This is a genomic window from Desulfofalx alkaliphila DSM 12257 (assembly GCF_000711975.1).
Taxonomy (GTDB): domain Bacteria; phylum Bacillota; class Desulfotomaculia; order Desulfotomaculales; family Desulfohalotomaculaceae; genus Desulfofalx; species Desulfofalx alkaliphila.
The window spans coordinates 17,204-39,404 of sequence record NZ_JONT01000003.1 but is presented as its reverse complement, the minus strand read 5'-3'; the positions used below and the strand labels follow the sequence as shown (position 1 = coordinate 39,404).

At 51.0% G+C, this 22,201-nt stretch carries 19 protein-coding genes and 1 riboswitch; all 19 genes read left to right on the top strand.

Features of this window, described 5'->3' with window-relative positions; all coding sequences use genetic code 11:
• The first annotated feature begins 1 nt into the window (after position 1).
• Entirely contained in the window at positions 2-1,468 is a 1,467-nt protein-coding gene (locus tag BR02_RS0103075) for a phosphodiester glycosidase family protein (protein ID WP_031514074.1), read from the top strand.
• A 1-nt stretch (position 1,469) separates the two neighbouring features.
• Positions 1,470-2,561, top strand: a complete 1,092-nt coding sequence (locus BR02_RS0103070) for a hypothetical protein (protein WP_051688098.1) — start codon at positions 1,470-1,472, stop codon at positions 2,559-2,561.
• Positions 2,562-2,698: 137 nt separating this feature from the next.
• Complete coding sequence (gene fabZ / locus BR02_RS0103065) at positions 2,699-3,124, top strand: 3-hydroxyacyl-ACP dehydratase FabZ (RefSeq protein WP_031514071.1); 426 nt, start codon at positions 2,699-2,701, stop codon at positions 3,122-3,124.
• A gap of 319 nt (positions 3,125-3,443) precedes the next feature.
• A complete protein-coding gene (locus BR02_RS0103060; RefSeq protein WP_031514069.1) occupies positions 3,444-4,502 on the top strand; it encodes a glycosyltransferase family 4 protein in 1,059 nt (352 codons plus the stop codon).
• Between the two features lie 100 nt (positions 4,503-4,602).
• On the top strand, positions 4,603-5,469 hold the full coding sequence (gene galU, locus BR02_RS0103055) for a UTP--glucose-1-phosphate uridylyltransferase GalU (RefSeq protein WP_031514067.1): 867 nt from the start codon (positions 4,603-4,605) through the stop codon (positions 5,467-5,469).
• A 72-nt stretch (positions 5,470-5,541) separates the two neighbouring features.
• Positions 5,542-6,441 (top strand): NAD-dependent epimerase/dehydratase family protein, encoded by a 900-nt coding sequence (locus tag BR02_RS0103050; RefSeq protein WP_031514065.1) that lies wholly within the window; start codon positions 5,542-5,544, stop codon positions 6,439-6,441.
• Between the two features lie 246 nt (positions 6,442-6,687).
• Positions 6,688-7,422, top strand: coding sequence for a YetF domain-containing protein (locus BR02_RS0103040; protein ID WP_031514064.1), 735 nt, complete (start codon positions 6,688-6,690; stop codon positions 7,420-7,422).
• A 19-nt stretch (positions 7,423-7,441) separates the two neighbouring features.
• Positions 7,442-8,902: a phosphoglucomutase/phosphomannomutase family protein gene (locus BR02_RS0103035; protein ID WP_031514062.1), complete on the top strand. Its 1,461-nt coding sequence runs from the start codon at positions 7,442-7,444 to the stop codon at positions 8,900-8,902.
• Between the two features lie 280 nt (positions 8,903-9,182).
• On the top strand, positions 9,183-11,429 hold the full coding sequence (locus tag BR02_RS14690; RefSeq protein ID WP_051688097.1) for a S8 family serine peptidase: 2,247 nt from the start codon (positions 9,183-9,185) through the stop codon (positions 11,427-11,429).
• A 49-nt stretch (positions 11,430-11,478) separates the two neighbouring features.
• Positions 11,479-11,724, top strand: coding sequence for a YlmC/YmxH family sporulation protein (locus BR02_RS0103025; protein WP_034638756.1), 246 nt, complete (start codon positions 11,479-11,481; stop codon positions 11,722-11,724).
• A 67-nt stretch (positions 11,725-11,791) separates the two neighbouring features.
• A complete protein-coding gene (locus BR02_RS0103020) occupies positions 11,792-13,018 on the top strand; it encodes an MFS transporter (RefSeq protein WP_031514056.1) in 1,227 nt (408 codons plus the stop codon).
• Between the two features lie 72 nt (positions 13,019-13,090).
• Positions 13,091-13,193, top strand: a riboswitch (SAM riboswitch).
• 87 nt (positions 13,194-13,280) lie between these two features.
• Positions 13,281-14,465, top strand: coding sequence for a methionine adenosyltransferase (gene metK / locus BR02_RS0103010; RefSeq protein WP_031514055.1), 1,185 nt, complete (start codon positions 13,281-13,283; stop codon positions 14,463-14,465).
• A 208-nt stretch (positions 14,466-14,673) separates the two neighbouring features.
• Positions 14,674-15,030: a hypothetical protein gene (locus BR02_RS0103005; protein WP_031514052.1), complete on the top strand. Its 357-nt coding sequence runs from the start codon at positions 14,674-14,676 to the stop codon at positions 15,028-15,030.
• A 136-nt stretch (positions 15,031-15,166) separates the two neighbouring features.
• Positions 15,167-16,300, top strand: coding sequence for a GAF domain-containing protein (locus tag BR02_RS0103000; RefSeq protein WP_157834919.1), 1,134 nt, complete (start codon positions 15,167-15,169; stop codon positions 16,298-16,300).
• A gap of 41 nt (positions 16,301-16,341) precedes the next feature.
• Complete coding sequence (locus BR02_RS0102995) at positions 16,342-17,094, top strand: ComF family protein (protein WP_031514048.1); 753 nt, start codon at positions 16,342-16,344, stop codon at positions 17,092-17,094.
• A gap of 253 nt (positions 17,095-17,347) precedes the next feature.
• Positions 17,348-17,545 carry a cold shock domain-containing protein gene (locus BR02_RS0102985; RefSeq protein WP_031514046.1) on the top strand — a complete coding sequence of 66 codons (198 nt, stop codon included), beginning with the start codon at positions 17,348-17,350 and terminating at the stop codon, positions 17,543-17,545.
• Between the two features lie 127 nt (positions 17,546-17,672).
• Positions 17,673-18,200 (top strand): ribosome hibernation-promoting factor, HPF/YfiA family, encoded by a 528-nt coding sequence (hpf, locus tag BR02_RS0102980; RefSeq protein ID WP_031514044.1) that lies wholly within the window; start codon positions 17,673-17,675, stop codon positions 18,198-18,200.
• Between the two features lie 107 nt (positions 18,201-18,307).
• The gene (gene secA / locus BR02_RS0102975) at positions 18,308-20,965 is read left to right on the top strand and encodes a preprotein translocase subunit SecA (RefSeq protein ID WP_031514042.1); all 2,658 of its coding nucleotides are present in this window, start codon (positions 18,308-18,310) and stop codon (positions 20,963-20,965) included.
• A gap of 31 nt (positions 20,966-20,996) precedes the next feature.
• Positions 20,997-22,110 (top strand): peptide chain release factor 2 gene (gene prfB, locus BR02_RS0102970; RefSeq protein WP_207640975.1). Its coding sequence is split into 2 segments (ribosomal slippage): positions 20,997-21,065 and positions 21,067-22,110, totalling 1,113 coding nucleotides; the frame shifts between segments, so codons are not numbered across the junction.
• Positions 22,111-22,201 lie beyond the last annotated feature (91 nt).

Genomic DNA, 22,201 nt, shown 5'->3' with positions numbered 1-22,201 from the left:
GATGTTAAAAAAGTGTAAGTTTCACCTGGTCATTGCTTTTCTGTGTGCCCTGCTGGCGGCACCCCTGGGGGCCTTTGCCGAAGAGGTAAAAGAGGTGAAGGTAAGCCCAAATCCGGCCCCGGGGGTTAAATACTATACCATTGAACGGGAAAATATCGATGGAAATCCCATAAAGGGTGCGGTGTTAGAGGTAAACCCAAAGGAACCCTTAATGGAAATACGGCCGGCCTTGGGGCGGGACAGGCTGTCGGGCACCGAAACACTGAGCAGCATTGCCCAGCGCCACGGGGCGGTGGCGGCCATTAACGGAGGCTACTACGGCGGAGACGGCCACCCCATTGGTAGCTTTGTGGTGGACGGCCGGGCCATAACCGCCTCTGACATGCTGCGCACCTCTTGGGGAATAAGCAAGTCCGGAAATGTTCAAATGGGCTACATCAGCCCGGTAACGGCGGTACACCTGCCCGGGCTTTCGGAACGGGTTTTAGTTGACCGGTTAAACAGGTGGCCCGTTGAAAACGGCGTCGGTGTCTATACGCACCACTGGGGAAGTCAAACCCCCCAGGCGGTGGCCGGTGTGGTGGAGATTGTTGTAAATGAACAGGGCACAGTGGAACAAATTAATTCCGGCATCGGCTACAGCCGCATTCCGGCCGGCGGCTATGTTATCGCCCTGTGGGGAGACAAGGGCGGGCTGGCCTCGGGCCTTAATACCGGTGATTCTGTGCGCCTGGGCCAGTATTTTGGTGAGCAATGGGCAAACTTAAACCACCTGATAACCGCCGGCCCGCTCTTGGTGGAAAAAGGCATACCGGTTTTTAACGCAGTAAACGAGGGCTTTACCGGCAATTTGCTCTTAGACAATCCACGGACAGCCCTTGGTGTTAAGGCAAACGGCAATCTGCTCTTGGTGACCATAGACGGCCGCCAGCCGGAACACAGTGCCGGGGTAACCCTGGAAGAGTTGGCATACATAATGGTAGAATTGGGCGCTGTGCAGGCGGTTAACTTAGACGGCGGCGGCTCAACCCAAATGTGGGTGCAGGGCCAAACGGTGAACAAGCCCTCCGGCGGTGTTGAACGGCCCCTGGGCAACGCCATACTGGTGCTGCATCAAATTCCGGTCTACTTAGATAAGCAACGCTTGTGGTTTGATGTGCCGCCGGTACTGAGGGAGGGCCGTACCATGGTACCCCTCAGAAGGATATTTGAAAGCCTTGGCGCCCAGGTGGAGTACGAGCAAGGGGTGGTTACCGCCCAAAAGGACGGCACCGCCGTGGTGTTAAAAATCAATGAGCGGCAGGCTAAAATAGATGAAAAGATAGTGATGCTGGATGTACCGGCTGCGGTGGTTGACGGCAGAACCATGGTGCCCCTCAGGTTTGTAAGTGAGGCCATGGGGGCAAAGGTGGAGTGGGACGGCAGCGCCAAGACGGTGTTTATTGAAACCCAAAGGGGGGACAAGTAAGATGAAAAAGGTAAAGCTTAAACTGGGCAGTGCACTGCTGGCCCTTGCCATGACCTTATTGCTGGGCATGGGTGTTGCCGGTGCTGAGAGCAACTGGGAGCACAGGGCAGCTGTAAATGAACTGGTGCAGCCCAACACCGACAATCACCCCCACTATATGCAGCGCTTGGATAACGGCAACTATTTAATTTGCCGGGTGGGCCACCAAAGTCCCGGTGTCTTTGAGCTAACCCCCGACGGCCAAGAGCTTTGGTCTTACCGGGGCATTAATGCCAATAGCGCTAAGCGCTTGGGCAACGGCAATACCCTGATTGCTGATTCCGGGGTGCCCGGCCACCCCAAAACACCCAAGGTAATAGAGGTTAACAGCCGGGGCAGCATTGTCTGGCAGTATGACTTATCATCGCTGGCAGAATCCCCCCGCTATGCCGAAAGGCTGGGCAACGGCAATATACTGATCACGCTGCCCTATGAAATTAGGGAGGTAAATCCTTCTAAATCGGTGGTCTGGCGGTACGGAACCGGTAAACCCGGTGCCCTGGGAGACCTAGAGGTGTTGAGTAATCCGGTGCAGGCCAATAGATTGGCCAACGGCAACACCTTAATTGTAGACCAAGGTATCAAGGTGGGCCGGGTATTTGAAGTTAACCCCGGCGGCAGTGTGGTATGGGAGTACCGGGGTGACAAAGGGGACGGTGCTAAAATTGGCATGAAAAAACCCCAGTCCGCCACCCGGCTGAGCGACGGCAGCACCGTCATTGTGGACAGAAGAACAGACCGGGTGATAGTGGTGGATGAATCGGGCCAGGCGGTACGCACCTATGGCTGGCAGCAGGCCATTAAAAACCTGCCGGTAATGAATATCTGGTATGGCCAGTACCTGGAGGACGGGAATTTGTTATTGACCATGACCCTCACCAGCCAGGCCGGCAGGGTGTTTGAAATCGGTGAAGACTTGCTGGAAGTAAAATATGATAGGGATAAAAAACCCCCTGAGGAAGTAAAGGAAGAAGCCAAAGGGCAAGAGAGCCAGGAAGGGCCGGCAGATGAAGGGGCCGACGGGGTTTCAGAAGACCCCCAATGGTTGCCCTAGGAAATAAGTGGGGATAATAGTACAGGGCGTGATAAATCACGCCACCACATGGTGGTCGTGGTGAATCCTGGCCCTTGCGATTATTGATGATTTCTGTAGGGGTTCGATTTATCGAACCCAGGAGGGAGGTTACCGGCTTGTTAGATATTAATCAAATTAAGGAAATTCTACCCCATCGCTACCCCTTTTTACTGGTGGATAAAATCCTGGAAATTGAAGAAGGCAAACGTGCGGTGGGCATTAAAAATGTGACCGTCAACGAACCTTTTTTCCAGGGCCACTTTCCCCGGTACCCGGTGATGCCCGGGGTGCTAATTGTTGAGGCCATGGCCCAGGTGGGTGCGGTGGCCCTTTTAAGCATGCCGGAATATAAGGGGAAGATTGCCTTTTTTGCCGGCATAGATAAGGTTCGCTTCCGCCGCCAGGTGGTGCCCGGGGACCAATTAAACATTGAGGTGGAAATAATTAAACTGCGGGGCAAAATTGGCAAGGGCCAGGCAAAGGCAAGGGTAGAGGGGCAGGTTGCCGCCGAAGCGGAATTAATGTTTGCCATTGGAGAATAAAAATAGGAGGGCGCCATGAATCGCGCCCCTACAATTAACGGCGGCGGAATTGCCGGTTTAGGGTGTTATGAATCACGCCCCTACGATTAAGGGTGGTTTATGTAGGGGTTCGATTTATGGAACCCGAAAAATGGCGGACAGCCCCTTGTTGATCTTCGCAAATCTAAGAAATACAGCGTTTTTCAACAAATTACAGCTTGTCCCTTAGCAACTGATTAACAAATGTAAGAAAATAACCTTTGTCAGCTTAACTATTTTGCAGTAAAATTATTATGATTGTGCAAAATTGCATTTAGAGATGTTGTTTGGGGGGATTAAGTTGCTAACTAAAGCCCTCGCCGGATTGGTGCTGGCAGTGGTACTGTCGCTGATACTTACCCCCTGGGTAAAGCACCTGGCGATAAAAGTAAAAGCAATTGACAGACCGGATGAGCGCAAAGTGCATAAGTGTTTGATGCCCCGAATGGGTGGCTTGGCAGTGTATATTAGTTTTGCTGTGGCGGCGCTGGTGGTTCTGCCCTTTAGCCTGCCGTTGGCGGGTTTGTTGTTTGGCGGCCTCTTGATAGTGCTGCTGGGCATAGTGGATGATATTAAAAGTTTGCCGGCCAAGGTGAAATTGGGCGGACAGATTTTGGCGGCCCTGGCGGTGGTGCCCTTTGGCATCCAGGTTGATTTTATAACTAACCCGTTAACTGGCGGCATATTTGCCCTGGGCATCTTTGCCGTACCCTTGACGGTGTTTTGGATTATATCGGTGACCAATGCAGTTAACCTGATAGACGGTTTAGACGGATTGGCCGGGGGCGTGTCCATGATTGCCGCCCTTACCATTGCTGCGGTGACATGGTACCAAGGCTTTTACGAAGGTTTTGCCTTTTCGACCATGGCAGAGGTGGCCATGCTGGCACTTATTTTAGTTGGTGCCGTTCTGGGCTTTTTGCGTTATAATTTTTACCCGGCAAAAATCTTTTTAGGTGATACCGGCTCCATGTTTCTGGGTTACTGCTTGGCCGTGCTGGCGGTGATGGGTTTAACCAAAAGTGCTGCGGCAATATCGGTGTTTATACCCATTGTAATACTGGGCATACCGCTGCTGGACACCTTTTTTGCCATAGTACGCCGCCGGGTGAAGAAAAGACCTATTTTTCAACCTGACAAGGAGCACCTACACCACTGCTTAATGTCCATGGGTCTGTCCCACCGGCAGACGGTCTTGGCCATTTATGCTATCAGCGCCCTCTTGGGGGGCAGCGCCTTTATGCTCAACGTTGTGTCCACCAACCAGGCCATGCTGCTGCTGGGGCTTATGTCAATAGTGGTTATTATCGGTGCTAATAAAATTGGCATTATCGGACGCAAGGCGTCTGTTTCAAGCTAACACCATTAGACGCGGTTAAAATTGAAGTATTCTTGTTAACACCAAAGGGCTCGATTAGTCGAGCCCTTTAAGTACTTATTAGTCTTTGGAGGAGTATACAATGTTGAAACCTATTCGCAAGGCCATAATACCGGCTGCGGGTTTGGGAGTACGCTTTCTGCCGGCCACTAAATCCCAGCCCAAAGAAATGCTGCCCATAGTAGATAAACCCACCATTCAATTTATTGTGGAAGAAGCGGTGGCTTCGGGCATTGAAGATATTTTAATTATCACCGGCCGCAACAAGCGGGCCATTGAAGATCACTTTGACAAATCGCTGGAACTGGAAATGATCCTATCCGAAAGGGGCAAGGATGATTTATTAAAGCTGGTGCAGGATATCGGCACCATGGTTGATATTCACTATGTGCGCCAAAAGGAGCCCCTTGGTTTGGGCCATGCCATTTACTGCGCCCGCAAGTTCATTGGGGATGAGCCCTTTGCAGTGCTGCTTGGGGATGACGTGGTGCGCAGTGAAAAGCCCTGTTTAAAGCAAATGATAGAAGTTTATGAGGAATACCGCTACAGTGTGCTGGCGGTGCAGGAGGTGCCCCCGGAGGATACCTACAAATATGGCATATTAAAGGCCAGTCAGCTGGAAGACAAGATTTACCGGGTGCATGATTTAGTGGAGAAACCCAAGGTGGAAGAGGCCCCCTCAAACTTGGCGGTGATGGGCCGTTACATAATCAGCCTCAGAATTTTTGACTTTTTGGCAAAAACAAAACCCGGTGCCGGCGGAGAAATTCAACTTACCGACGCCCTAAGGTCCCTGGTCAGCTGTGAAGCCATTTACGGCTTGGCCTTTGAAGGCAAACGCTACGATGTGGGCGATAAGCTGGGCTATTTAAAGGCCACCGTGGAGTTTGCCCTGGAAAGGGAAGACTTGGGGGCAGAATTTAAGGAGTACCTAAAAGAACTGTTATAAAATTCTTGTGGTAGCTTGTTCCCTCTGTGCATACCCATGATTATATAAGATATTAATCGGGGGTATGTACCGATGCGGGTATTGGTTACCGGTGGGGCAGGCTTTATTGGTTCACACATTGTTGATCTGCTAATTGAACAAGGCCATTCTGTTTTAATTGTTGACAACCTTGAAACCGGCAGTGAAGCCAATTTAAACGCCAAGGCCCGGTTTATTAAGCTGGATATCTGCCACCGCAAACTGGCCGCTGTGGTGGATAAGTTTCGGCCTGAGGCGGTTGTTCACCAGGCAGCCCAGGTCAGTGTGCAGCGGTCCCTGGAGGATCCGGTACATGATGTGAGGGTAAACATAGAGGGCATGGTAAACCTGTTAGAAGCCTGTCGCCTGGCAGGGGTGCGCAAGGTGGTGCACGCATCCTCTGCCGCGGTGTATGGGGAACCGCAATACCTGCCTGTGGATGTAAGGCATCCCTTAAAGCCCATGTGCGGCTATGGTGTATCAAAACGATGCGGCGAATTATACCTGGAGGCCTACTGCATGCTGTGCGGCTTGCAGTACACCGTGCTGCGCTATGCCAACGTTTACGGCCCCCGTCAGCCTGTAACGGGAGAGGGCGGGGTGGTGGCCCTTTTTTTAAATCAAATGCGCCGGGGGCTTACCCCCCTTATTTTTGGCGACGGCCTGCAGACCAGGGATTTTATACATGTAAGGGATGTGGCAGCGGCCAATGTGGCGGCATTAACCCGGGGCAACAGGCAAATATTAAATGTGGGCACCGGAAAAGCCACTTCGATAAATCAACTTTTTGCACTGTTAAAAAAAATTACCGGCTACCGGGGCCGGCCCCAATATGCCCCGCCCCGCAAGGGGGACATAAGGCACAGTTATTTAAGCAGTTGGGAAACCCAGGTGGCTTTGGGATGGGAACCGGTGTGGAGTATAGAGCAGGGTTTAAAAAACTATTGTTTATGACCGGCCGCTTTGGCGGTCATTTTTTTCTTTTTAGCCTGCAGCCATTTTAAGTAGTTTGTAAACAGCTTTTTGTTCTGGTCAACTTTTACCACTTTTATCTTAGCCATTTTATCCTCCCAAAATTTTACTTTACCCATATTGTTGCCAATTAGTTACATAGATAAACTTCTTTGGCAGGGAATGCATAATTTACCTGAGTTGCAGGAAAAATATGCTTTGTATCTAATATATGCAGGAGGAAAAACCTTGAACCCCCATATTGACATAGCACTGCGCTCCCTTTTAGCCTTTACTGCCATATTGATTCTTACCAGATTAGTGGGCAAACAGCAGGTGGGCCAGCTGACGGTCAGTGATTTTGTAAACGCCATAGTTATTGGCTCCATAGGTGCCAACATGGCCACCGATCATAAGGAAAACGTTATTTACTACATAATTGGTATCGTTATTATTGCCGGTCTAACCATGGTGACCAATTACACGGCATTAAAATCCAGGGCAGCGCGTAAAATAATTGAGGGCGAACCGGTGGTGGTTATACATAACGGTAAAATAATGGAAAAAAACATAAAGACAGAACGCTACAGCATTGACAATTTGCTAATGCAGCTGCGGGAAAAAAATGTATTTAACATTTCAGACGTTGAATTTGCAATTGCCGAGCCCAATGGGGAACTGAGCGTACTGTTAAAAAGCGACAAACAGCCCTTGACCCCAAGGGATATAAACCTTTCAACCCAATACCAAGGGCTGCTTACCGAGATGATTATGGACGGGCAAGTAATTTATCAGAATCTGGAGCAAAACAACTTATCCCTTGATTGGCTGCTCTCGGAGTTAAAGAAAAAGGGTATAGACAGCCCCAAGGAGGTGGCCTTTGCGGGCCTAGATACATCGGGCAACCTGTATGTGGATAAATACCGGGATCAGTTGAAAAGAGAATTGGGACATGTGCAGGATATTACCGATAAGGAAAAATAACAGAATGGAGGCATTGAATTTGTCTATAAAAATTGCCTTTGGCACTGACGGTTGGCGGGGAATCATAGCTGACGACTTTATATTTGAAAACGTCAGATTGGTTACCCGAGCTGTGGCCGACTACATTATAGATAAGGGCTTAAAAGAGCGGGGAGTGGTAATTGGCTACGACAACCGCTTTTTATCTGACCGGTTCGCCGAAGAGGTGGCCGAAGAAATGCTGAAAAAAGGCATACGGGTGTTTATAATTAAAAAACCGGCCCCTACCCCCGTCACTGCCTTTGCCATTAAAATGCAAAATGCTGCCGGGGCGGTGATGCTTACCGCCAGCCATAACCCGCCGGAGTACAACGGATACAAGTTCATTCCCGAGCATGCCGGGCCGGCCCTGCCCCATGTTACAAAGCAAATAGAAGAAAACATAAAAAGACACCAGGGCGTTTACAACTTGGGGATTACAGAGGAAGCAGAGGGCCGTTACGGCCACCTGATAGAAAAGGAACACCAGCCGGACTTCTGTGTCCAATGCTATGAAATAGACCCCGTGGGGCAGTACATGGAGCACCTGGCAGAAATAATCGACTTAGAGGTCATTGGTAAATCGGGGATGAAAATAGTGGTGGATCCAATGTACGGTGCCGGCATAGGCTACCTGGATACGATACTGCAAAGGGCCGGGGCCCAGGTAGAGACCATTAACAACCACCGGGATCCCCTCTTTGGCGGCGGCATGCCTGAGCCCACCGGCCATTCGCTGGGAAAACTGCAGCAATTGCTAAAGGATACCGGGGCCCACCTGGGGCTGGCTTTGGACGGAGACGCCGACCGCTTTGGCATTATTGACAGCAACGGCCAATACATCACCCCCAATCAGTTTTTGCCCATGCTTTATTATCACATGATGGAAGTTAAGGGCATAAGGGGCAAGGCTGCCCGGACGGTGGCCACCACCCACCTGCTTGACAGAATTGCCGGCCACTACGGCCAGCAGGTGGAAGAAACCCCGGTGGGCTTTAAGTATATTGGGCAGTGCTTACATGAAAAGGGTGCCATCATGGGCGGGGAAGAAAGCGGCGGCCTATCAATAATAGGTCATATCCCGGAGAAAGACGGTATATTGGCCGGCCTCTTGGCGGCGGAAATGATGGCCTACCATAAAAAGAGTTTAACCCGGCTGATGCAGGAGGTGGCCGATAAATTTGGCCAACTGTACAGCAGGCGCTTGGATATTCACACCACCCCGGAGGATAAAATCCGGGTGCTGCAGCAATTAAAGACCCTTGAGCCCGAAAGGGTGGCCGGGCAGCAGGTAGTAGGCCGGATAACCATTGACGGCACCAAATTATTGTTGGCTGACGGCAGCTGGGTATTGATCCGCCCCTCAGGCACCGAGCCCCTATTTAGAATTTACGCCGAAGCCCAAAGCATAGAGCGGGTGGAAGAAATTCAACAGGAATTAAAGGAAACCTTGGGTTTGTAATATGTAAGGGGTGGGCAATGTTGGCCCACCCCTCGGTCTTTTAATTAAAATACAAAAAAGGTGAAACGAAAGGGTGTGTTGGCCCGTCTTATATATGACATACTGTGCCTTGGCAGCCGCCCCTGAGACAAATTCCCCCTTTAATACATAAATTTAATAGAAGATGCTACAATTGCCAATTGAATTTAGTTAAATAACTAAAGGAATAGTTTTTACTGTGTAGAAACCAGTTATTATCTGTGCAATATTCTATATTATAAGTTTAGGAGCTTACCTGATAATGAATTTATCTTATAAAAAAAGTCTGTGGATGATTTTTTTAGCTGCTGTGCTAACTGCTGTGACATTTAATGCCTCCTGGGCCGGTGATATACATATTGCCGATGCTGATATTGAAAATGATGTTTCCGCCGTTACCATGGGGGTGCCTTTAATATGGTACAATCCGGAATTTGCCCCCAACGGCCTGGGCTTGACAGGCCAGGGGCAAATTATTGGGGTGGCGGATACCGGCTTAGACACCGGTGACATTGAAAGCCTGCACCTTGACCTCAATGACCGGGTGATAGGGGTAAGGGATTACAGCGGTGAGGGCTGGGAAGACCCCTTTGGCCACGGCACCCATATAGCAACCTCCATAGTGGGCAGCGGTGAAAAATCCGGTGGCCGGTTAAAGGGTATTGCCTATGATGCCAAGCTGTATTTTCAGGCCACCTATGACCAGGCCAGCAACAGTTTAAAACTGCCCCCCATTTACGAGCTGCTGGCGGATGCCTACAAGGCCGGGGTGCGCATTCACTCAAACAGTTGGGGTATTAGGGAAAACGGCGGCAGCTATGATCATAATGCCGTGTCGCTGGACAAGTTTGTTTGGGAACACCCGGATATGGTGGTGCTGAAGTCTGCCGGCAACCAAGGGGAAGGCCAGGCAAGGCATGTTACCTCACCGGGTTCAGCCAAAAACCTTATTACCGTTGGGGCCACCGAGAGCCCCAGGGGTATTGACGGCCACTCAGACAACCCCTACCAGGTGGCTGCCTTTAGCAGCAGGGGTACCCGTGACGCCAGAATAAAACCGGATTTGGTGGCGCCTGGCACCTGGATACTTTCAGGGGTGCGGGAACTGAACAGCAGTGGAGAGGAAGTGGCTTCATACGCCTATTTATCGGGTACAAGCATGGCCAACGCATTGGCCTCGGGCGGGGCGGCCTTAACCCGCCAATATTTTACCGATATTAAAGGAATACAACCCACAGCGGCATTAATAAAGGCGGCCCTTATTCACGGTGCCCAGCAGCTGCCCGGTGAACCCCGGGAAGCCCAGGGCTTTGGTATGATTGACCTGCAGGCTACGCTGATGGCATTGGAGGATGAACTGACCTCATACCGGGACAGGGTTAATATGAGAGACAATGAAATCTATAATTATAGTTTTGCTGCCACCGGCAAGGCGCCGGTGCGCATAAGCCTGGTATGGACCGATGCCCCCGGCCAGGCCGGTACAGACAGCCCCTTGGTCAATGACCTGGACCTAAAGGTGACCGCTCCGGACGGCAGAGTCTTTTGGGGCAACCAAGCCCTGGGCGGGGACAGAAAAAACAATGTGGAGGTTGTTACAATAAACAATCCCCAAGAGGGTGTCTATGCCATTGAGGTAAATGGCAGCAGGGTAGAAAGTGAAGAGCAGCCCTTTGCCATCATCTATGGGGAAGTGCCCTTAAGGGGCACTGTGAGGTATGATCAAGGAAGCCAGCGCATTGAAAGGGCCGACGGGGGCAGTTTGAAAATTGACTCGGTGGCGGCCGGCAGCCTAAGGCTGATAAATAACAGTGATGTGCCAAACACCCGGGCGGTGGGCTTAGCCGCCGGAACCAAAGTTTATTACTTACCCCAGGGCCAGGGCAGGGCGGAGCCCAGGCTGGATGCCGTTTATGATTTAGGTTATGCCGCATTAATTAATCGGTTAGCCACGGCGGAACCGGCGGCATATAATGACACCTTAAACCATTGGGCGGAAAAGGTAATAGCAGATATGTCCCGGCGCAATTTAGTGGGGGGTTTTCCCGACGGAAGCTTTCAGCCCGATCAAGATGTCACCAGGGCCCAGTTTGCCTCCATGTTGGTGCGGGCCCTTAACTTAGTTGAATCACCGGATGATGCCAAATATTACGATGTTCCGCAGCATGCCTGGTACCGGGGCGCCGTGGGAGCGGCGGTTAATGCCGGGCTGGTGGCAGGTTATTCTGAACACCTTTTTGGCCCCGGCGACCCCATCACCAGGGAGCAAATGGCGGTGATGCTTACCCGGGCCATCGGTGCCGGTTATATTCCCTATTCATCGGAAGATACAACCCTTGATATTTACTATGACCGGGCAGACATCAGCCCCTGGGCCAAAACCTCGGTATCCCTGATGGTTAGGTACGACGTCATTAAGGGCCGCTCGGAACACCGCTTTGCACCCCAGGGTACCACCACCAGGGCGGAGGCGGCGGCGGTGCTGCAGAGGATGCTTAATTTGTTGTAACCCTTTACCCCTTGCCGACATATTCTGGGTTAAGGGGGGTGACAGCAAAATGTTGCACAAGGCTACTCAACTGGCAAAACAGGATATAATAAATATTACTGACGGGGCCAAAATGGGTGCTGTAATTGACATGCACTTTGATAATAAAACCGGCAGGATAACGGCCATTGTGGTGGAACCTTCCCGCAAGATAGGTCTTTTTCGCTCTGGCCGTGAGCTGGTAATTCCCTGGGAACGGATTGTGAAATTTGGCCTGGATACCGTGTTGGTGGAAATTGATTCCTTGGGCAGATAAAAAAAGAGTGGGCGTGATAAATCAGGCCCCTACTATAAAAATCGGGCTTAGCAGAGGGTAGCAATTAATGGAAGCAAATTCATTCAGCGGCAGTAATAAAAATTGGTTGAGACAGATTATCTTATTTCTCGCAAGCCAGAATATATCCCTTTTTGGCTCTTCTGTGGTGAGTTTTGCCATCATTTGGCACATTACCTTAGAGACCTCCTCAGGCACCTGGGTCATGCTTTTCACCATCAGTGCCTTGCTGCCTCAGGTGCTGGTATCCCTATGGGGAGGAGTCTGGGCGGATCGGCACAATCGAAAATACCTGATCATGCTGTCTGACGGTTTTATCGCCTTAGCTACCTTGGGCTTAGCCATTGCATTTTGGGCGGGCTATCAAAGGCTGGAAATGCTTTTGGCTGTTTCTTTTGTTCGCTCAATTGCGGCGGGGGTTCAGGCTCCTGCCGTCAGTGCCTTGTTTCCTCAGCTTGTGCCGGTGGACAAGCTGACCAAGGTACAAGGTGTTAATCAAACCTTGAATTCGGTATTGCTGCTGCTGTCCCCGGCGGTGGGAGGAGTGGTGCTGGGTTCCCTGGGTATTGTTTGGGCCTTTATGGTGGATGTGGTTACCGCTTCCTTGGCCATCTCGGTGTTAAGTTTTATCCGGGTAGAAAAGGTAGGGACGGAAGGGGAAACCGCTTCTGTCTTTACGGAGCTGAAGCAGGGTATTGCCTATACTTTTAGCGACAGGCTTTTGAAATCCATATTAATTTGTTTTGGGGTTTCTTTCTTCCTGATCACTCCGGCGGCAGTCTTAACACCTTTATTTGTGGAACGGACCTTTGGCAGCGATGTGTGGCGGCTGACAGCCAATGAAATAGCCTGGACTTTGGGTACTTTAATTGGAGGGGTTTTTGTCTCCGTCAAAGGGGAATTTAAGGATAAAATCCGAACCCTAGCCCTTGGTCTAATGGCCTTTGGTATTTTATTTGCCCTGTTAGGACTGGCCGGCAACTTTGCTTTTTATTTAATGGTGATGGGAACAGCGGGTTTTTTCATGCCCACGGTGGCCACCGTACTGACGGTGATGATTCAGGAAAGGGTAGAGGCGGCCATGATGGGGCGGGTCTTCTCTCTCGTTCACATTGTTACCGGCTCCGCCATGCCGGTAGCCATTTTATTCTTCGGTCCCCTGGCGGATATGGTACCTATCAGCTATATTTTGCTGGTATCAGGGGTCTTGCTGGCCTTGACGGGTGTTTTGTATCAAAGGATGGGCAAAAAATTAAGAGCAGAATTTGCGCCATAGGTACCCAATAAAAAATGTTTTTGACATTGTTGGTGTCTTCTGCTAATATATTTAACGAATATAAAACATAATATCTCATCAAGAGAGGTGGAGGGACTGGCCCAATGAAACCCGGCAACCTGAATTTCAAAGGTGCCAATTCCAGCGCAGCACAGAGACCTGCGAAAGATGAGAAGCGGTGTAATATAAAGCCTCTCATTGGAGAGGCTTTAATTATTACATAGACAAGTGATTTTAACCAGAGTATAAGGAGGGCGCAAAATTGGCAAAGACACTGTTTACATCTGAATCAGTTACCGAGGGCCACCCCGATAAGGTGGCCGACCAGATATCAGATGCCATCCTGGATAATATTTTAGCCAAAGACCCCCAGGCCAGGGTTGCCTGTGAAACCTTTGTCACCACCGGCCTGGTGGTGGTGGGTGGGGAGATTACTACCGACTGCTATGTGGACATCCCCAAGGTGGTAAGAAACACACTGCTGGAGATTGGTTATACCCGGGCCAAGTTTGGTTTTGACGGTGACACCTGTGCGGTGCTCACTGCCATTGATGAGCAGTCTCCGGATATTGCCCTGGGTGTAAACCGTGCCTTGGAGGTGCGGGATGAAGCCGCCGAGGAGGAGTTAAACAGAATCGGTGCCGGCGACCAGGGGATGATGTTTGGTTTTGCCACCAACGAAACCCCGGAAATGATGCCCATGGCCATTTCGCTGGCCCACAAGATGTCCCGCCGCCTGGCCGAGGTGCGTAAAAGCGGGGAAGTGGATTACCTGCGGCCCGACGGAAAAACCCAGGTTACTGTGGAGTATGATGACGGCAAACCGGTAAGGGTAAACACTGTGGTGGTTTCCAGCCAGCACCATCCCGATGTTGACCAACAAACCATCAGGGAAGACCTAATCAATAAGGTGATTCTGCCGGTGCTGCCAAAGGAACTGGTGGACGACAAGGTGCGCTATTTAATCAACCCCACCGGCAAGTTTGTGGTGGGTGGCCCCCATGGGGATGCCGGACTGACAGGCCGGAAAATTATTGTGGATACATACGGCGGTTACGCCCGCCACGGCGGTGGTGCTTTCTCCGGCAAAGACCCCACCAAGGTAGACCGCTCGGCAACCTATGCTGCCCGCTATGTGGCGAAAAACATTGTGGCTGCCGGCCTGGCAGATAAATGTGAAATTCAGCTGGCCTATGCCATCGGCGTGGCAAAGCCGGTATCTATTATGGTGGATACCTTTGGCACCGGCAAGGTAAGTGAACAGCGGCTGGTGGAACTGGTGCAAAAGCACTTTGATTTGCGCCCGGCGGCCATCATCAGGGACTTGGATCTGCGCCGGCCAATTTACCGTCAGGTGGCGGCCTACGGCCATTTTGGCAGGGATGACTTAAATCTGCCCTGGGAGCGCACCGATAAGGCAAAGGCCCTGCGGGCTGAGGTGCTGTAGAAAAGAATTATTGATGCGGCAAGGGGACAAGCCCCCATTGCCGCATTTTTATTGCATGGGTTCGATAAATGGAACCCCTACAAAAATTATCCAGAGGCCGCAGTTGATCGAGGGTAAATTCATCCCGCCCTCAAATGTTGCCCATGTTGCCAAAATGCTCACATATGGTTGCCCTTGAACATATTCTGCATTACGGGGGTGACTGACTATGTGGGCTTATGTTATTGGCGGTGCCTTTTTGTGCTGGTTGTTATGGGTGGTGGCGGTGCACTTTTATTTTGTTAGGACAGCCGGGCCGGTTGAGGTGCTGGTGCAGGATCAGGCCGACTGGGTGGAGGGTTTTGTGCGCACAGCGGCCGCCGCTAATCCCGGTGTGGAGCTGGTGCTGGTGGATACCGGCAGCAGGGATGAAACTGCCCAGGTGCTGGCCAGACTGGCTTACCGCTGTGGTTTTCAAGTTAAGAATGAGCCTTCCTACCAAGGGGTTATTTTCGACGCCCGGGGACTGACCGGCAGTAAGTTAATAAAAGCACCCTTATTTAGTCAGATTTCAACAACCAGATAAAGGAAAAACCCTGGGCCATGTCGAAGAATAATCATGAATAAAGTATACCAAATGCAAAAGGGGCGAAAGGCTGTTGCGCTGGCGTAGCTTATTATACATTTTATATACTTGGCTGGTTATATTTGGGGGAATATTTGTGCTGGTGCATCTGTTCCCCCAATTAAATGTTGACCTGGGCCTCGAATTGCTGGTCATGGTGGCCCTGGTCATGGTGGCCGAATGGCTGGCGGTCTCCTTTGCCCACGGCTTTGTTTCCGGCGGATTTGCCGTGGTGCTGGCTGTTTTTATCATCTATGGCGGTTCGGCGGCGGCCTATGTGGTGGGGCTGTCGGCATTAATAGGGGGCGGCATTGCCAACCGGGGCAACCCCATTCGCACCACGCTTTTTAACGCTGCCCAATATGTCTTGGCCGTTTTCGGCGCCTTATATTTATATAAGCTTGTGGGCGGGGCGGCAGCCGACCGCTTGGATGCAGGCAACATTATACCGCTGGCTGTTTTTATTCTTGCTTACTATGTTATTAATCATTTGCTGGTTTACTTATATCACTTGCCCAAGCGCAGTTCTTACCCGCTGATTAGCTGGGTTGATGCCCTGCGCTGGGATGCCTACACTTATTTTTTTACCATTCCGGTGGGGCTCTTAATGGTGCTTTTATATGCTGAAACGGGCTTTATCGGTTCGGTGCTCTTGTTTATACCGGTAATTGCCGGTCAATTTATACTAAGGCTTTATATTGATTTGGAATTTGCCACCAGGGAATTGAAGGTGCTGCAACATGTGTCCAGCCGGCTTGCCGGCTCTGATCCCGATGAGCTGATGGATATTATTTTAAGGGAATCCCGGCGCATAGTGGATTATCATACCGGGGTCTTTTATCTATTGCGTCAAAACAGGGGTTATTATCAGCCGGTGGTGATAAAAAGCCCCTATGCCAATGAGATAGGCCAGATGCCGGTATATCCCGGTGAAGGCTTTGTGGGCAGGGTGATTGAAAATGCCCGGCCGGTGCTGGTGGAGGATACCCGGCAGCAGCCGCACCTGCGCCAGGAGCCGGGTTTAACCCGGGTAATGCGCTCGCTGCTGGCGGTGCCGCTGGTTTCGTCCAGCGGGGTGGTGGGGGTAATTGTCTTGGGCAGCAGGCGGCCCAAAAGCTTTGACCGCCACCATTTGCATACCTTGACCATCATGGCCGGACAAGCCGCCGTGGCGGTAACCAACGCCATCTTGTCAAACAGGTTAAAGTTGTTTTTTGGGCCCAATAAATAGAAGTGGGCAGCCTTCTAAAATTCCCCAAAGGGGTTTTTGCCGTGAAGCAGTACCTGGAAGCCTTTCTCAACTTAATCTTCCCGCCGCCCCAGGAGTGCCCCCTGTGCGGCGGTTTTTCTCCGGGGGAAAAAGTTTGCCCTGCCTGTGAGGCCTGGCTTGCCCTGCAGCAAAAGGGGAAATACTGCTGCCGCTGTGGGCGGCCGGTGGCCGGGGAGGCCCTCTGCGGCGACTGTATGGAGCGGGACTGGCCCTTTGAGCTGGCCCGGTCGGTGGGGCCCTACAGCGGCCCCCTTAGGGAAGGGGTGCACCGGTTTAAATACGGGGGCCGCCGGCGCTTGGCCCTGCCCTTGGGCGCCCTGATGGCCCGGCGGGTGATGAAGCACCCCACTTACCGGCAGGCCGGTCTAGTGGTGCCGGTGCCCATGACCCCTGCCAGGCTGCGGCGGCGGGGGTACAACCAGGCACTGCTGCTGGCCCGGTCGGTGTCGGCGGAGCTGGGCATAGGGGTGGAAGAGGTGCTGAAAAAAACTGCGGATACAGTACCGCAAACGGTTTTAAGGCGGTCAGAAAGGGAGCAAAATTTGCGCGGTGCCTTTGTTTTACAAAATAACCCTAGCCTGTGGGGAAAGACGGTGCTGTTAATTGACGATATTATAACCACAGGGAGCACAGCTTCTGCAGCGGCTGCGGTCTTGCGACAGGGCGGTGCCAAAAAGGTGCTGGTACTAACCTTAGCTGCCACACCAAAATCTTCCAAAAAACTACGGATTAGCGACAAAAACCATGCCAACTAATTTCACGAGGTGACAAATTGTGATTGCGGGGATAAAATTACCCACACTGAAACCCTTGATTATTAAAGTTATTAACAGACTTATACACATTATCCACAGGTTTAAACCCACAACTGTTATTTAGCAAAAAAATTTTTCGACAAAAACCACTGGGTTTTCTGCCCATGGTGAATGTTGACATTACTTTATTACCGTGTTAAAATGACATATCTGGGCCGGCGCCCAAGTTTTACATTTTTAGGAGGAATGTTTAGTGTTAGGTAAGGTTAAATGGTTTAATTCGGAGAAGGGTTATGGTTTTATCGAGCGGGAAGACGGCGGCGATGTTTTTGTACACTTCTCCGCAATCCAAGAAGAAGGCTTTAAGAGCCTAACTGAAGGCCAAGAGGTTGAGTTTGAAATTGTTGAGGGTGCCCGTGGCCCACAGGCTGCTAATGTGGTAAAAATATAAAAGCCGGTAAGAAAGTAGATAAAAGGGTGCAAATCTTGCGCCCTTTAAATTTTTCACTGGAAAGAGAAGGATATTTACCCTAATCCGGGAATAATATAATTACACTCTGGCGAAGGGAGTTGGTTTAATGAAGGTAAATGTACGCGGCAAAAACATTGAGGTAACACCGGCACTGCGTGAGTATGTGGAAAAACGCATTGGCAAATTGGAAAAGTTTTTAGAAGGTGTTGAAGAAGCCCAAGTAAAGCTGGTAGTGGAAAAAGAAAATCATAAGGTGGAGGTTACTATACCAATCCAGGGTATGATTTTAAGGGGTGAGGAAGCAACGGGAGATATGTATGCTTCCACCGACCTGGTACTGGAAAAGCTGGAAAAGCAAATTGAAAAGTACAAGGGCAAGTTAGGAAAACGGGGGCGCAATGGCGGCGACAAGGTGGTAAAAGCGCCGGCCGGTGAACCCGCAGAGGACGGCCCCAAGGTGGTTAAGACCAAGCGCTTTGCCATCAAGCCTATGCCCGTTGATGAAGCTATTATGCAGATGAACCTTTTGGGCCACAGCTTCTTTGTTTTTTCTAACGCAGAAACCGAGCAGGTAAATGTGGTCTACCTGCGTAAGGATGGCAACTACGGCTTAATAGAGCCGGAATTCAAATAAAAGCTGCAGCTTGCAGTTATTTACTGTTAATGGTAAAATAGTTTTTGATATTCTGGAAGAGGAACCTATCATAGGTTCCTCTTTTATGCGAGGTGTACTTCTTTAAAATGCTAAAATTTTTGAAATCGCTGTTTGACGACAACGCCCGGGAGGTAAAAAAATTAGACCGGGTGGTTGAGGATGTAAACAGCTTTGAGCCCAAGATAGAAAAATTATCTGACCCTGAATTACAGGCCAAAACTGCGGAGTTTAAAAACCGCTTGGCCTCAGGGGAAACCCTGGATGATATTTTGCCCGAGGCCTTTGCGGTGGTGCGGGAGGCATCGAAACGGGTGCTGGGCATGCGCCATTACGATGTGCAAATTATGGGCGGTGTGGTGTTGCACCAGGGGCGCATTGCCGAGATGAAGACCGGGGAAGGTAAAACGCTGGTGGCAACCCTGCCGGTCTACTTGAACGCCCTTAGCGGTAAGGGTGTGCATGTGGTGACGGTAAACGATTACCTGGCCCGCCGGGACAGTGAGTGGATGGGGCAGATATACCGTTTCTTAGGCTTGTCTGTGGGCCTGGTGGTACACGGCTTGGACTGGGATACCCGGCGCAACTCTTACCTTTGTGATATAACTTACGGCACCAACAACGAGTTTGGCTTTGATTATTTAAGGGATAACATGGCGCTGCATCCCAAGCAATTGGTGCAGCGGGAACTAAATTATGCCATTGTGGACGAGGTGGACAGTATTTTAATTGACGAGGCCAGAACACCCTTAATTATTTCCGGCCAGTCTGACAAGCCCACCGACCTCTACTATCGGATGGCCCAGTTGGTGCCCAAGCTGAAAAGGGATGCAGATTTCAGCGTGGATGAAAAGGCCAATTCCGTCGTCCTCACCGAAGAGGGTGTGACCAAGGTGGAAAAAATGCTGGGCCTGGAAAACCTGTATGATGATGTGCATATGGAGTTAAACCACCATTTGAACCAGGCTCTAAAGGCCCACGCCTTAATGAAGAGGGACCGGGATTATGTGATAAGGGACGGCCAAGTGGTGATAGTGGATGAGTTCACCGGCCGTTTGATGTTTGGCCGCCGCTACAGCGACGGTTTACACCAGGCCATTGAGGCCAAGGAAGGTGTGAAAATTGAGCGTGAATCCCAAACCCTGGCCACCATCACCTTCCAAAACTATTTTAGAATGTACAAGAAGATTGCCGGCATGACCGGTACGGCGTTAACGGAGGAAGAGGAATTTCGCAAAATTTACGGCCTGGATGTGGTGGTTATCCCCACTAACAAGCCGATGATTAGAAAAGACCTGCCCGATGTGGTGTATAAAAGCCAAGAGTCCAAGTACCGGGCGGTGGTTGAGAAAATAGCGGAGCGGCACCAAACCGGGCAGCCGGTGCTGGTGGGCACCATATCCATTGAAGTATCTGAGCTGCTGTCGCAAATGCTGAAAAAACGGGGCATTAAGCACCAGGTGCTAAATGCTAAACACCATGACCAGGAAGCGGAAATTGTGGCCCAGGCAGGCCGATTGGGTGCGGTGACCATTGCCACCAACATGGCCGGCCGCGGTACCGACATTATTTTAGGCGGTAACCCGGAGTTTCTGGCCCAGGCAGAAATGCGTAAAAATGGTATAGATATTGAGTCGGGAGATTTAACGGTGGAGCCGGAGCACCGGGAAATGTATCGGCAGCTCATTAAGAAATATAAGGAACAAACCGACAAGGAACATCAAAAGGTTGTTGAATTGGGCGGCCTATATGTCATTGGCACCGAGCGCCACGACAGCCGCCGCATTGACAACCAGCTGCGCGGCCGTGCCGGACGCCAAGGGGACCCCGGCACCAGTCAGTTTTATGTATCCCTGGAAGATGACCTGCTAAGACTGTTCGGCTCTGACAACATTGCCGGTTTAATGGAGAAGTTAGGCCTAGAGGAAGACACCCCCATTGAACACAATATGGTGAGCAGGTCCATAGAAACTGCCCAAAAGCGGGTGGAAAGCCGTAACTTTAGCATCCGTAAACACGTGCTTCAGTTTGACGACGTGATGAACCAGCAGCGGGAGATAATGTATGATCAGCGGCGCCGGGTACTCACCGGGGAAAACATGAAGGAAAACGTGAAAGAAATGATTGCCCGCACGGTACAAAATTCGGTGGATACCTTCTGCCCCGAGGGGGTTTACCCCGAAGAGTGGGATAGGGAAGGACTGCTGAATCACGCCGACCAGTTATACCTGCCTAACCATGACATTAAGTTAAGCGATATAGATGACATGGAAATAGAGCGCCGGCAGCTGGTGGATATGTTGACCCAAAAGAGCTTGGAAGCCTATGAAAAGCGGGAAGAGGAACTGGGTGCCGAAACACTGCGGGAAATTGAGCGGATGGTATTGCTGCGCATGGTGGACGAAAAGTGGATGGATCACCTGGATGCCATGGATCAACTGCGGGAGGGCATTGGCCTAAGGGGCTACGGCCAGCGTGACCCCGTCACCGAGTATAAGTTTGAAGGCTATGAAATGTTCCAAAACATGGTTGACAGCATCCAAGAGGGCGTGGTGCGCTATATCTTTAGGGTGGATGTGGTTAAAAGGCCGGAGCCGGAACAGCAGCAGCGCAAAACGGTAGAAAACAAGTACCAGGAAGAAGCCCCCGCCCGACCGGTGCGCCGTGAGCCCAAGGTGGGCAGAAACGAACCCTGTCCCTGCGGCAGCGGTAAGAAATATAAGAAGTGCTGTGCCAACAAGGATTAATTTACTTTGAATTATTTGGAGGATCAAATGAATGTACCCTGAACTTAAACGTGATATTAATTCCTTACAAAATCGCATTGCGGATTTGAGGGTTTCCCTTTGACATCGATGGCAAGGCTGCCCAAGTAGAAAAACTGGAGCAGCAAATGATGGCCCCCGGTTTTTGGGACGACCAGGACAAGGCCCAAAAGGTAAGCCAAAAGCTGTCCCACTTAAAGGACCAATTATCTTCCTTTAAGCACTTGCAGCAGCAGGCCGATGACTTAATTGTGCTGCTGGAACTGGGTGAGGAAGAGGACGACGCCGAGGTGGTAAAGGAAGCCCGGCGGGAATACAGCCGGCTGTTAAAAGAGGTGGAAAAGACCGAGCTGGAGGTGCTGCTGTCCGGCGATTACGACCGGGGTGATGCCATTATTGCCCTGCACGCCGGGGCCGGGGGCACCGAAGCCCAAGACTGGGTTGAAATGCTGCTGCGCATGTATACCCGCTGGGCGGAAAATCACAACTACCGGGTGACCGTTTTAGACCTGCTGCCCGGAGACGAGGCCGGGGTGAAAAGCGCCACGGTGGAAATCAGCGGCCCCAATGCCTTTGGCTATTTGCGCTCGGAAAAGGGTGTGCACCGTTTGGTGCGCATTTCCCCCTTTGATACCGGCGGACGGAGACACACCTCCTTTGCCTCGGTGGATGTGATGCCCCAGGCCGATGATGATGTGGATATTGAAATTAAAGACGATGAAATAAAAATAGACACCTTCCGTGCCGGGGGTGCCGGCGGACAGCACGTCAATAAGACCGATTCTGCGGTGCGCATCACCCACCTGCCCACCGGCATTGTGGTTAGTTGTCAGAATGAGCGCTCACAGCTGACCAACCGCAATGCGGCCATGAAAATGCTAAGGGCGAAGCTGCTGGATTTGGAAATGCAAAGGCGGGAACAGCAGCTGGCTGAAATGAGAAACGACCACCAGGAAATAGCCTGGGGCAGCCAAATCCGTTCTTATGTATTTCACCCCTACAGCCTGGTAAAGGATCACCGTACCAATGTGGAAACGGGCAATGTGGAGCAGGTGATGAACGGTTATATTGATCCTTTTATCACCGCCTTTTTAAAGGAAAGGGCCAAAGGGGCCCAGGAAAAGTAGCAGTGGCGGGCCGGCGGGCCCGCCTTTTTTTCTTTGCACTGGATTAAGTCGAATTTTGTTTTAACTTAGAAGGATTTTGCAATTTGTGGGC

Bases quoted from the DNA above. Each gene is read 5' to 3' on its own strand.
- BR02_RS0103075 (WP_031514074.1), top strand. From the start codon at position 2: ATGTTAAAAAAGTGTAAGTTTCACCTGGTCATTGCTTTTCTGTGTGCC.
- BR02_RS0103070 (WP_051688098.1), top strand. From the start codon at position 1,470: ATGAAAAAGGTAAAGCTTAAACTGGGCAGTGCACTGCTGGCCCTTGCC.
- galU (WP_031514067.1), top strand. From the start codon at position 4,603: ATGTTGAAACCTATTCGCAAGGCCATAATACCGGCTGCGGGTTTGGGA.
- BR02_RS0103050 (WP_031514065.1), top strand. From the start codon at position 5,542: ATGCGGGTATTGGTTACCGGTGGGGCAGGCTTTATTGGTTCACACATT.
- BR02_RS14690 (WP_051688097.1), top strand. From the start codon at position 9,183: ATGAATTTATCTTATAAAAAAAGTCTGTGGATGATTTTTTTAGCTGCT.
- BR02_RS0103025 (WP_034638756.1), top strand. From the start codon at position 11,479: ATGTTGCACAAGGCTACTCAACTGGCAAAACAGGATATAATAAATATT.
- BR02_RS0103020 (WP_031514056.1), top strand. From the start codon at position 11,792: ATGGAAGCAAATTCATTCAGCGGCAGTAATAAAAATTGGTTGAGACAG.
- BR02_RS0103005 (WP_031514052.1), top strand. From the start codon at position 14,674: ATGTGGGCTTATGTTATTGGCGGTGCCTTTTTGTGCTGGTTGTTATGG.
- hpf (WP_031514044.1), top strand. From the start codon at position 17,673: ATGAAGGTAAATGTACGCGGCAAAAACATTGAGGTAACACCGGCACTG.
- secA (WP_031514042.1), top strand. From the start codon at position 18,308: ATGCTAAAATTTTTGAAATCGCTGTTTGACGACAACGCCCGGGAGGTA.